The 11474-nt window shown below is 62.3% G+C and carries 8 protein-coding genes and 1 pseudogene; 6 read left to right on the top strand and 3 right to left on the bottom strand.

All coding sequences use genetic code 11. The features are described 5' to 3' along the window. A pseudogene (locus YU9_RS41085) lies at positions 1–154 on the bottom strand (IS110 family transposase); the annotation flags it as partial. Positions 155–422: 268 nt separating this feature from the next. Here YU9_RS41085 and YU9_RS0107020 point away from each other — a divergent pair. The 3 genes from YU9_RS0107020 to YU9_RS0107010 all read left to right on the top strand — a co-directional run bounded on the left by YU9_RS0107020 (position 423) and on the right by YU9_RS0107010 (position 3165). Next, positions 423–647 (top strand): hypothetical protein, encoded by a 225-nt coding sequence (locus YU9_RS0107020; RefSeq protein ID WP_027572157.1) that lies wholly within the window; start codon positions 423–425, stop codon positions 645–647. Between the two features lie 322 nt (positions 648–969). Then, positions 970–1941: an ABC transporter substrate-binding protein gene (locus YU9_RS0107015; RefSeq protein WP_027572156.1), complete on the top strand. Its 972-nt coding sequence runs from the start codon at positions 970–972 to the stop codon at positions 1939–1941. Positions 1942–2163: 222 nt separating this feature from the next. Further along, positions 2164–3165 (top strand): ABC transporter substrate-binding protein, encoded by a 1002-nt coding sequence (locus YU9_RS0107010; protein ID WP_084298913.1) that lies wholly within the window; start codon positions 2164–2166, stop codon positions 3163–3165. A 142-nt stretch (positions 3166–3307) separates the two neighbouring features. Here YU9_RS0107010 and YU9_RS0107005 read toward each other — a convergent pair whose 3' ends face one another. Further along, a complete protein-coding gene (locus tag YU9_RS0107005) occupies positions 3308–5098 on the bottom strand; it encodes an adenylate/guanylate cyclase domain-containing protein (RefSeq protein WP_027572154.1) in 1791 nt (596 codons plus the stop codon). A 386-nt stretch (positions 5099–5484) separates the two neighbouring features. After that, positions 5485–7224, bottom strand: a complete 1740-nt coding sequence (locus YU9_RS0107000; RefSeq protein WP_027572153.1) for a methyl-accepting chemotaxis protein — start codon at positions 7222–7224, stop codon at positions 5485–5487. Between the two features lie 223 nt (positions 7225–7447). On the opposite strand from YU9_RS0107000, the gene YU9_RS0106995 reads away from it, so the two are divergent. The 3 genes from YU9_RS0106995 (at position 7448) to eutC (ending at position 11365) form a co-directional block, all read left to right on the top strand. After that, a complete protein-coding gene (locus YU9_RS0106995; protein ID WP_027572152.1) occupies positions 7448–8830 on the top strand; it encodes an ethanolamine ammonia-lyase subunit EutB in 1383 nt (460 codons plus the stop codon). A 156-nt stretch (positions 8831–8986) separates the two neighbouring features. Beyond that, a complete protein-coding gene (locus YU9_RS0106990; protein ID WP_027572151.1) occupies positions 8987–10573 on the top strand; it encodes a B12-binding domain-containing radical SAM protein in 1587 nt (528 codons plus the stop codon). A 6-nt stretch (positions 10574–10579) separates the two neighbouring features. Further along, complete coding sequence (gene eutC, locus YU9_RS0106985; RefSeq protein WP_027572150.1) at positions 10580–11365, top strand: ethanolamine ammonia-lyase subunit EutC; 786 nt, start codon at positions 10580–10582, stop codon at positions 11363–11365. Positions 11366–11474 lie beyond the last annotated feature (109 nt).

The following is an 11474-nucleotide window of genomic DNA, read 5'->3' as shown; positions in this document are numbered from 1 at the left end:
GCGGCAGGTTGGCGAGCCGCGTTTCCACCTGGCCACGCGACCATTTCTGCCGCAGCACGATCGCACCACGCTGATCGTGCCCCACGACGTGGAACGAGTTCTTGCCGATATCGATGCCGATCACGGCGATCGCTGCGTTGAGTTTCTGAGACATGGCCTGCTCCTTGTCTTCGCTGCCCCCGCCAGCTTCTCGTGCTGGCAGGGCCGGAGCACGGCCGGACCATCCCATTACCGGAAGTCGCACTTGTGAAGGCGAAGATCGGTAAGCTCAAAATAAACAATCACTGAACTGCTCGTTCGGCCGGCGTTCACATCAACCCTTTAAGGTCTTCAAACTGAAAATTAGTGCCCTAGATGGAGTTCCCAGCCGTGGAACAGACTCGGTTATCGACGCAGGGCACACTCACAATGGAGGAGACATCATGAAGAAGTTTCTTATTTCGGCGGCAGCCGCAACAATCATGACCGGCGCTGCCTACGCTCAGACGGAATTTTACGTAGTGCAAGACACCACCACGAAGAAATGCACCATCGTGGACAAAAAGCCGACCACCACCACCAGTGTGGTTGTTGGCGACGGCAAGGTGTTCAAGACGCGCGCCGAAGCTGAGACCGGAATGAAAAGCATCAAGGTCTGCGCGCCCTAAGATTGGCGATGGCGGGAAGCGATAACGCCCCACCGAAGAAGAGCGAGGCCGCCTCAGTTGGCGGCCTCGTTCGTATCAGGCCAAGCCTTGCAATGTCGGCCATTGGCCCGAAGGGGGCCGAGACCCGGTACTTCTGTCGGATGTCAGCTGTTTGGAGTGTACCGGACACGGTATGCTCAACCTGAGTTCTTCCGGGCCTGACCCATTGCGGGCGTGCGACATCGCGCCGCTTCGCGACCGAGAATTGCACTTCAGTGAGTGCGACGAACGTCAAGGACTGATACTCTGCGCTCCATCGTCCTCAAGCTGCGATGAGGAACGAATGAAACGGCGGGAGTTCATAGCAGCTACTGCGGCGGTGCTCGTTTCACCTCGGCATTCGCTTGCGCAAACCAAAGCTCGCCGAATTGGCTTCCTCGGCCGTTGGGCAGATGATCCGACCCGCGACCCAAGTCATGCTGCATGGCTTCGCGGCTTGCGGGAGAAGGGCTGGATCGCGGGCAAGAACCTGCTTGTCGAATATCGTGATGCCGCGGACGGCCTACCGGCTTTAGCTGCCGACTTGGTGGCCTTGACTCCCGAATTGATAATTGCTTCGGGACCGAACCCAGCCCTAGCTCTGAAAGCGGCCACTACCGCCATTCCGATTGTGTTCGTGGCGGTGTACAATCCCATAGCTATTGGCCTTGTGCAAAGCCTGTCACATCCGGGCGGCAACATCACTGGTCTCGCGACCTCCGTTCCCGGAGGTATGACTGGAAAATTTGTAGAGATCCTCCGGGAACTGGTGCCTGGCGCCGCGAAAATTGCGCTGTTGGTCAATCCAGAAAATGCAATTCACCGGCTACTGTTGGCGGAAGAAATACCGCGTACTGCCGGAAACATGGACGTGGCCCTGCCGACAGTTGAGGCGAGCAAGGCCGAGGAACTGGATGTTGCTTTTGCCTCGGCCGTCGCCCAGCACGCCGATGCAATAATAGTTTTGGCGGACTATCTTACTATTTTCGAGGCCCCGCGAGTTGTCGCCCTCGCGGCTAAGCACAAATTGCCCGCCATTTATCTCTTCCGGCAATTTGCCAAAGGCGGATTGGTCGTCTACGGACCCGAATTACCCGATGTATGGCGCCGTGCAGGCAGCTATGTCGATAAGATTCTCAAAGGCACCAAGCCTTCAGATCTGCCGGTGGAACAGCCGACCAAATTCGAGTTGGTGATCAACATAAAGACTGCCAAGGCACTCGGCCTCACCGTACCGCCCTCGATACTCGTCCGCGCCGATGAGGTAATCGAATGATGCTGCACTGCATGGGTCCGGAAGTGGCCCGACGCTGACCTTGGCGTGAGCGACCATGGCGTCCGGTCTGCGGGGTAGACCGGACCAGCCCCAATGCAGGTGCGAAGTCGCCGTTTGACCAACTGAGGCATCGAGCCTGATAAATGTCTAAAGCCAGTTGGGTGCCATTTCTCACTCGCGGCCTATTCTCAAAGTGCTAGGCTTTAAGCACTGGACGAGTTCATGTCTTCGCACATGCAGCGGCGCGAGTTCATCACGCTTCTAGGCGGCACGGTGGCGACGTGGCCGTTGGCCGTGCGTGCGCAGCAACCGGCAGGGCGGGTCTACCGGGTGGGTTTCCTCGGGATCGCTTCCCGTCAGCGAGCGCTCCCTTTCGTCGAAGCATTCGAAGATGGCCTGCGAAGGTTGGGCTACCGTGTTGGCGAGAACGTCACCATCGAGTACCGCTTCGCCAACGGCGAGATGGACCGGCTGCCTGCGCTTGCAGCGGACCTGGTCCGGCTCGGCGTGGACGTCATCTTCGCTGCGTTCAATCCGGCCACGGTGGCTACCATGACGGCGACCAGGACCCTCCCGATCATCATGGTCGCCACAATCGATCCTGTCGGTACCAGGCTGGTCGCCAGTCTGGCGCGTCCCGGAGGTAATGTCACCGGACTAGCCGCCGATGCGGGCGGCGAGATTTTGGGCAAGCGGTTTGAGTTGTTGAAGGAAGTGATACCGAACCTGTCGCGTCTAGGCATCATGTGGAATCCGGACGTTGCGGTCAATCGAAGCCGGCAGGCGGCGATGACGGAGACCGCTCGGACGCTCGGGCTGACCACAATTCCGGTTGAAGTACGTGGAGTGGACACACTTGAGCAGGCGTTCGCGACAATGACGAAGGAGGACGCGCAGGCGTTCGTCGTACAGGGAGATAGCGTACTGCATGAGTACCGCGGCCAAATTGCAGAAATGGCTGCAAGGAATCGGCTGCCGTCCGCAGCAGTCGCGAAAGATTTGGCGGCGGCGGGTTTCCTTCTAAGCTACGGAGCAGATCTTCTCGACCTATATCGTCGCGCCGCGAGCTTTGCTGACAAGATTTTCAAGGGTGCGAATCCTGCCGACCTGCCGGTCGAACAACCAATCAAGTTCGAACTGGTGGTGAACCTCAAGACCGCCAAGGCACTCGGCCTCACCGTGCCGCCGACGCTGCTCGCCCGCGCCGACGAGGTGATTGAATAGAGACGCTGTTTGCTGCGGTGCATGAGTCCGGAAATGGCCCATCTGCGAAGTTGCGCTGGGTCTCACGGAGGTCCGCTTATCGCGGCAGAGCGGACCAGATTTGCTCAACCTGAGTTCTTCGCATTTTGACCCATCGCCGACATCACCCCTCTGGTATCCCGGCCATGCGCATGCCCTCATAGAAGCGCTCGCGTCCAGCGAGGTAAGTCGGATTGTCGCTCGGCACGTTGGCGCGGAAGCGGGAGATGGTGAAAGTCGGGTCGAGCGCAAGCCCCACTTGGGCTGCGGATCGCGCCTCATCAAGCCGACCGAGGTGCGCCAGCGCGGTGGCAAGATAGATATGCGCGCGTGGATGATTTCGGTTGATCTCCACCGAACGACGGAACCGCGCGACCGCCTCTTCGTCGGCACCGAGCTGCAGCTTGGCGAAGCCCGCGAATATCATCCAAACAAAAGCCTCCGTATCACGAGGACTGAGGCGAAGTGCCTCTTGGACATGGGCCTCGGTCTCCTCGCCGCGACCGAGAAGATACTTGGCGCGACCGATATAGGCGTGCGCATTAGCTAGGTTTCGATCCAGCGCCAATGCCTGCTCGCATTCAGCAATACCTTGGGCCGCGCGGTTGGTGAACATTTTGACGTTTCCTAGAAGCCAGTGGGCGCGTGCGTGCTGGGGGGCCAGGGACAGAGCCTTGATCAAGGCGGTCTCAGCCGCTGCGAGACGCGCGGCTCGGTCAACGGTCAAAGCCATGCCAACAGCTGCCGCATCAACAACTGCCAATCCGACCAGCGCTTCGACATTTTTGGGATCGAGCGCCAAGGCGCGTTCAAAAAAGCTGCGCGATTGCGCAAGATATTCGGAAGTCCTTCCCTTGCTTAAGCAAGCCATGCCCTGGAAAATCAAATCCATCGCATCGGGATGCAGCGAACGCTCCGCCCGCCGCGCCTCAGTCTCAATGAGTTGGGCATTTAGGGTGTTGGCAAGCCGCGATGCAATTTCGTCCTGTATGTCGAAGAGATCGGCGACTGGCTTGTCGAAGCGTTCGGCCCACAAATGGCTTCCCGTCTCAGCGTCGATCAGCTGTACGTTCACCCGAAGCCGGTTGCCGCCGCGTTGCACGGAACCTTCGAGGACATAACGGACGTTTAGCTCGCGCCCGATTTGCTTCACGTCAACGGCCTTGCGCTTGAAAGTGAGCGCCGTGTTGTGAGCGATGACGAACGAGCCGCTGATGCGCGACAAGTCTGTAGTCAGGCTCTCGGTCACGCCATCCACGAAGTACTCTTGCTCGGGATCGCCGCTGATGTTCGCGAATGGTAGAACCACAATGGACAAGCGTGGTGCTGAAAGCGGGCTGTGTGTCGTGCTGCCGCCCTTTGTCGCCAGGCTGGGTTCATCACGGACTATGGCATAGACCCGCACCGGGCGGTCGATGTTCTTGAGGTTCTGCTCGCCAAGATCAGCGAACTCGATCCCGACCTTGCCTCGGACTTGATCGTAGGTCGAAGACGAGATGCAGATGCCGCCGGGTTCTGCGATGCCCTCAAGCCTCGCCGCGATGTTGACGCCATCGCCAAAGATGTCATGAGGCTCGACAATTACGTCGCCGATGTTGACGCCCACGCGCAAAGCGATCCGTCTGCCTTCCGCGTCACCAATTGTAAGTTCCTTGATGCGGGTTTGAAACTGCACAGCGGCCCGAACCGCTTGGACCGCGCTCGGAAACACAGCTAAGAACCCGTCGCCGGTGTTCTTCACGATGCGGCCGCCGTGTTCGGCAATGGCCGCGGCGACGGCGTCCGTCAGAAGCGCCGTCAGCCTGGCATGCGTAGCCTCTTCCTCCGTGTGCATGAGCCGTGCGTACCCAGCCACGTCGGCGGCCAATATCGCCGACAACTTGCGCTCGACCCGCACTGGTCGCTTTTGCACCATGGCCTGCAATCCAAACCCATGAGATATTGTACGACGGATCGAGTGACCAGGCCACACGGCTAATGTCGCCTGTTGGCCCATCGCCGACTCGCCGAGGCCAAATGGTAGCTTCCGGTTTTGGCGGCAGAGCGGGCGAGACGCGGCCTCTTTGTTTGGCAAGACTTCCGCGCTCCGATCCTATGGTGAGCAGGGTCCGTACCGCACGCCATCGCCAGGATGACATCATGCCACTGTTTTGCCCGACGAGTCAAAATAGATTTCGTAAAATCAGCAGACGCGTGCGGCCCCCGCCAAGTCATTGAAAAACCTGTGCCCGCCTACTGTGCATGGGGTTGTTTTCAAGTTTTTATTTTGAAGCGGCCAGCCTAGCGGCCACGTCCGCGCCGTCACCCCGCCCTGGCGATGCCGCCGTCCGTGGCCCCCGAGCGCAGGTTCTGGAAGAACGTCTCCACCTCGCGCGACAGCGTCTGCGCCGTCGCGGTCAGGCTGCTCGCCGCGGTCAGCACCGAGGCTGCCGCCGTATCGGTCTCGCCGATGGCATCGCGCAGCGAGGTGATGTTCGCGACCAGCGTCTCGTTGCCCTGCGCGGCTGATTGCGCGTTGGAGGAGATTTCGCGCGTGGCCTGGTCCTGCTGACTGACGGCGCCGGCGATGGCCGAGGTGACATCGTTGATCTCACGCACCGCGCCGCCGATCTCGCGGACGGCATCCACCGCGTTGCGGGTGGAGGCCTGGATCATCGAGACGTTCTCGCTGATTTCGGCCGTGGCCTTGGCGGTCTGGCCGGCGAGCGCCTTCACTTCGTGGGCGACCACGGCAAAGCCGCGGCCGGCATCGCCGGCGCGCGCGGCTTCGATGGTGGCGTTCAGCGCGAGCAGATTGGTCTGCTCGGCGATCGCCTGGATCAGATTGAGCACGCCGTCGATGCGCTGCGTGGCCGCGGCGAGGCTCTCGATCTCGGAGATCGACTTCTCGGTGCGCTGGCCGGTCTGCTCGACCGCACCAGCGCTCTGCCGCACCTGGCGTCCGATCTCCACCACCGAGGCCGACAGCTCCTCGGCCGCGCTCGCCACCGCCGAGACGTTATGTGAGGCCTGCTCGGTGGCGTTCGCCGCCGTGCCGGCGCGGCTGCTCGCATCCGCAGTGACGCGCGTAATGCTCTGCGCGGTCTCGCGCATGGTGGAGGCGTTGTCGCTGAGGCCGTGCATGATGGCGCCGATCGCATCGCGAAATTCCTCGACCGATCGTTCGATATGACGGGCACGCTCCTCGCGCGCGGCGGCGTCCTGCGAGACCTGCGAGGCGAGGTTGCGGTTGCGACCCATCGCGTCCTGGAAGACCTGGATCGCGCGGGCCAGCGCGCCGATCTCGTCGGCGCGATCGGAGTGCGGCACCACGACATTTTCGGCGCCGTCGGCGACCTGCTTGATGGTGGCGGTGATCGCGGCGAGCGGCCGGGCGATCGAGCGGGCGATGATGACGATGCCGATCACGACAAGGGCTAGCGCCACGCCGCCGAGGCAGGTGAGCACGAAGGACAGCGTGCGGTTGGTCTCGGCTAGTTGGGCGATCTGCCCGGCGCGCTCGGCATAAACCTTGGAGAGCGCCTCGAGGTCCTTGTTCAGCGCCGAGCGCACGCTGCGATTGGCGTCGTTGTCGCCCCATTCGCGGCCCGCGGCTGCATTGATCTCGACGCCGCGGCGCACCAGCTCCTTGCGGAATTCGACGAACTGCTCGATGCGCTTCTTGAAGGTGGCAAACTGCTCGGCATCGTCGGCTTTGACGATCGTCTCCCAGCGCTTCACGACATCGAGGATCTGGGCGTTGAACTTGAGCAGGCCATCGCCGTATTTCTTCACCACGGCCGGCTCGGTCGACATGTAGACGCCGCGCGATTCCATCACGACCGCATAGACCAGCGAGTTGACCCGCTCGACGTTCAGCGCGGCTGCATTCGCCGTCTCGATCGCGCTGGTCAGGTCGGCGCTGCGGCGGCTGTTGTAGTCGGACAGCATCGCGATCGCCGCCGTGAGCAGCGCAAACAGCGCGAAGATCGCGTAGAGCTTGGTGGCGAGCGTGAAATGGCCTGCCGGCTTGGTGGCATTCCCAGATCGGTCAGTTGTCATGGTGTTCAGGGGCCCGGATGAGCTTGAGACGACCGGTGAGCGCGGTCGTTTAAAATTGATGCAAAACTATGCAGAACGAAGATGGACGCGGCGTTAATGTGTCCGTTGGCTGCCTTCGTCCTTGGTCGAACGAAACGTAAGATATTTCAGCGTCTTGATCCGAAGATATAGTTTCACGATAGTCTTGGAGTCGGCCATTGGCCGATGAACCCCGGAGACACCCTTGGTCTACCGCCACAGCATCGACGCCACGACCTACACCTTCCCTGATCTGCGCGACCTCCTCGCCAAGGCGACACCGCCGCGCTCCGGCGACCGGCTGGCCGGGGTCGCCGCCGACACCGCCGCGCAGATGATCGCGGCGCGGATGGCGCTTGCGGACGTGCCGCTCGGGCAGTTCCTGCAGGAAACCGTCATTCCCTATGAGACCGACGAGGTCACCCGCCTCGTCATCGACAGCCATGACGCCAAGGCCTTCGCGCCGGTGGCCTCGCTGACGGTCGGAGCTTTCCGCGACTGGCTGCTGTCGGACGCCGCAACGCCCGAGGTGTTGCGCAAGCTGGCAGGCGGCATCACCCCGGAAATGGCGGCCGCGGTGTCAAAGCTGATGCGCAACCAGGATTTGATCCTGGCGGCGCGCAAATGCGAGGTCACCACCGCCTTCCGCAACACCATCGGGCTAAAGGGGCGGATGAGCACGCGGCTGCAGCCCAACCATCCGTTCGACGATGCCAGGGGCATCACCGCCTCGATCCTGGACGGCATCCTGCTCGGGTCCGGCGATGCCTGCATCGGCATCAATCCCGCGAGCGACGATCCCGCCATCATCGCGCAATTGCTGCGGCTGCTCGACGAGATTATCGCCCGGCTGAAGATCCCGACGCAGGGCTGCGTGCTGACCCATGTCACGACGACGCTGTCGCTGATCGGGCAGGGCGTTCCGGTCGACCTCGTCTTCCAGTCGGTCGCCGGCACGGAGGCCGCCAATCGCAGTTTCGGCATTGATCTTGCGCTTTTGAAAGAGGCGCAGCAGGCCGGGCTGTCGCTGGGGCGCGGCACGGTCGGGCAGAACGTGATGTATTTCGAGACCGGCCAGGGCTCGGCGCTCTCGGCGGGCGCCCATCACGGCGTCGACCAGCAGACCTGCGAGGCGCGCGCCTATGCGGTCGCCCGCGCCTTTGCCCCGCTCCTGGTCAACAGCGTGGTCGGCTTTATCGGTCCGGAATATCTCTATGACGGCAAGGAAATCATCCGGGCGGGGCTGGAGGATCATTTCTGCGGCAAGCTGCTCGGCCTGCCGCTCGGGGTCGACATCTGCTACACCAACCATGCCGAGGCGGACCAGGACGACATGGACAATCTCCTGACGCTGCTCGCCGCCGCCGGCGTCACCTTCATCATGGGGGTCCCCGGCGCCGACGACGTCATGCTGAACTACCAGTCGACGTCTTTTCACGACGCGCTCTATGTCCGCGACGTCTTCGGCTTGCGTCGCGCGCCGGAATTCGACGACTGGCTGGCGGGCTCGGGCATCACAGGCGCCGATTTCCGTCTTGCCGGCGATGCAGGCCTGCTGCCTGATTTTGCCTCGCGGCTGATCGCGTGAGGCGGCGGCAGGTGCCAACTCTCCCTCAGGAAACCATCGGCGCTTTCCGGAATTATGCTTGTGCCACAATATTGAGAAATTCCGGCGACAGCATTACCCTATGCGTCTGGCTGGCAATTTCCGCACCATTCGGTCGAGCGTGGCGGGGGAGCTTTGATGCGAGCTGAAAGTAACGGAACGTCCCGGCGGATTCTCTGCGTATTTCCGCGTTACACCTCGTCCTTCGGTACGTTCGAGCATTCATATCCCCTGACCGACGGCGTCCGCGCCTTCATGCCGCCGCAGGGGCTATTGCTGATCTCCGCCTATCTGCCGCAGGATTGGCAGGTCAAATTCGTCGACGAGAATCTGCGCCGCACGACGAAGGAGGAGTTCGAATGGGCGGAAGCCGTCTTCGTCAGCGGCATGCACATCCAGCGCCAGCAGATGAACGACATCTGCCGCCGCGCCCATGAATTCGATTTGCCGGTCGCGCTCGGCGGGCCCTCCGTCAGCGCCTGCCCGGATTACTATCCGTCCTTCGATTATCTGCATGTCGGCGAGCTCGGCGACGCCACCAACCAGCTGATCGAGATCCTCTCGCGCGACACCTCGCGCCCGGAGCAGCAGGTCGTGCTCACGACCAAAGACCGCGTGCCGATGACGGAGTTTCCGATCCCGGCCTACGAGCTCGCCGACGTGAAGAAATACTTCCTCGGCAGCATCCAGTATTCCAGCGGCTGTCCCTATCAGTGCGAGTTCTGCGACATCCCCGGCCTCTACGGCCGCAATCCGCGCATCAAGACGCCACAGCAGATCGTCGCCGAGCTCGACCGCCTGCGCGAATGCGGCGTGACCGACACCATCTATTTCGTCGATGACAATTTCATCGGCAATCGCAAGGCTGCGATGGACCTGCTGCCGCATCTGATCGAATGGCAGAAGAAAACCGGCTATGTGGCGCGGCTCGCCTGCGAGGCGACGCTCAACATCGCCAAGCGGCCTGAGATACTCGAGAAGATGCGCGAGGCCTATTTCGTCACCATCTTCTGCGGCATCGAGACGCCCGATCCGGATGCATTGCATGCGATGCACAAGGACCACAACATGATGGTCCCGATCCTGGAGGGCGTGCGCACCATCAACTCCTACGGCATGGAGGTGGTCTCGGGCATCATCATGGGGCTCGACACCGACAAGCCGAACACCTCGGAGGCGCTGCTCGCCTTCGTCGAGGAGTCCCGGATTCCGCTGCTCACCATCAATCTGCTCCAGGCGCTGCCGAAGACGCCGTTGTGGGACCGGCTGGAGCGCGAGGGACGCTTGGTCGACGACGACGGCCGCGATTCCAACGTCGACTTCCTGCTCCCCTATGAGGAGGTCGTGTCGTCCTGGAAGCATTGCATGGAGGTCGCCTACGCGCCCGAGAGGGTCTATGCGCGCTATCAGCATCAGTGCGATTACACCTATGCCAACCGCCTCAAGGTGCCGTTGGCACCGGAGATGAAGACTTGGCCCAACATCAAGCGCGGCCTCGTCATGCTGCGCAACATTTTCTGGAAGGTCGGCGTGCTCGGCGATTACAAGCGCGTGTTCTGGAAGTTCGCGCTGGGACGCATCAAGCGCGGCGATCTCGAAGGTTTGATCGGCTGCGCCACGATCGCGCATCACCTCATCACCTTCGCGCGCGCGGCCTCGAGCGGCAAGCAGAACGCCTCGAACTATTCGATCCGGCTGCGCGAGGCCGCCGTTCCCGCCGAATGATGCCACATGTCTGATCCGGCCCTGCCGCGCCGTCCGACGCTCGATTTGCGGGCGTTCACGCCCGCGCGCGTTGCACTTGGCCGCAGCGGCGCGAGCATGCCGACGAAGGCGCTGCTTGATTTCACGCTGGACCATGCCCGCGCGCGCGATGCCGTGCATGCCGCCTTCGATACGCCGCGTCTGGTCGCCGATCTCGGCGCGCTTGGACTTGCCGTGACCGAAGTGAGGAGCCGGGCGGTCGATCGCAGCGACTATCTGCGGCGGCCGGATCTGGGACGACAGCTTGAGCTCGGCTCGGCGCAGCTTCTGGCACGAAGCGCCTCGGCGCCGTGCCAGCTCGCGCTTGTGATCGGAGACGGCCTGTCCGCGGCGGCGGTCCACAGCCATGCGGCGATCATGGTGAGGCACCTGCTGCCGCTGCTCGCGGAGGGCGATGCTGTCGCGATCGGCCATGTCGTCGTCGCCTCAGGCGCGCGCGTCGCGCTCGGCGACGAGATCGGCGCCATTCTCGGTGCCCGCATGGTCGTGATGCTGATCGGCGAACGGCCCGGCCTGTCCGCGCCCGACAGTCTCGGCGCCTATCTGACCTTTGCCCCGAAGCCCGGCCGCACCGATGCCGAGCGCAATTGCGTCTCGAACATCCACAACGCCGGGTTGAGCTATGACGAGGCTGCCTTCAAGGTCGCCTGGCTGGTCCGCGAGGGGCTGGCCCGGCAGGTGAGCGGCGTGGCGCTGAAGGACGAGAGCGCGGACCGCGCGCCGCGCCAAATTGGCACATTCTCGCCTGGATGACCGGCATCCCAGGCCCAGATCGCCGCTTTCTTGATCGATTCGGCCAAGCTTCGCCTGCTTGCGAAAAGACCTGTTGACCTGCTAAACCGCTGCCGGCGATTTTCCGCGC

The organism is Bradyrhizobium sp. WSM1743 (assembly GCF_000473065.1).
In the GTDB taxonomy this organism is placed as follows: Bacteria; Pseudomonadota; Alphaproteobacteria; order Rhizobiales; family Xanthobacteraceae; genus Bradyrhizobium.
Note: the sequence above shows the minus strand (reverse complement) of the source record. Positions and strands in the feature narration are given on the sequence as shown.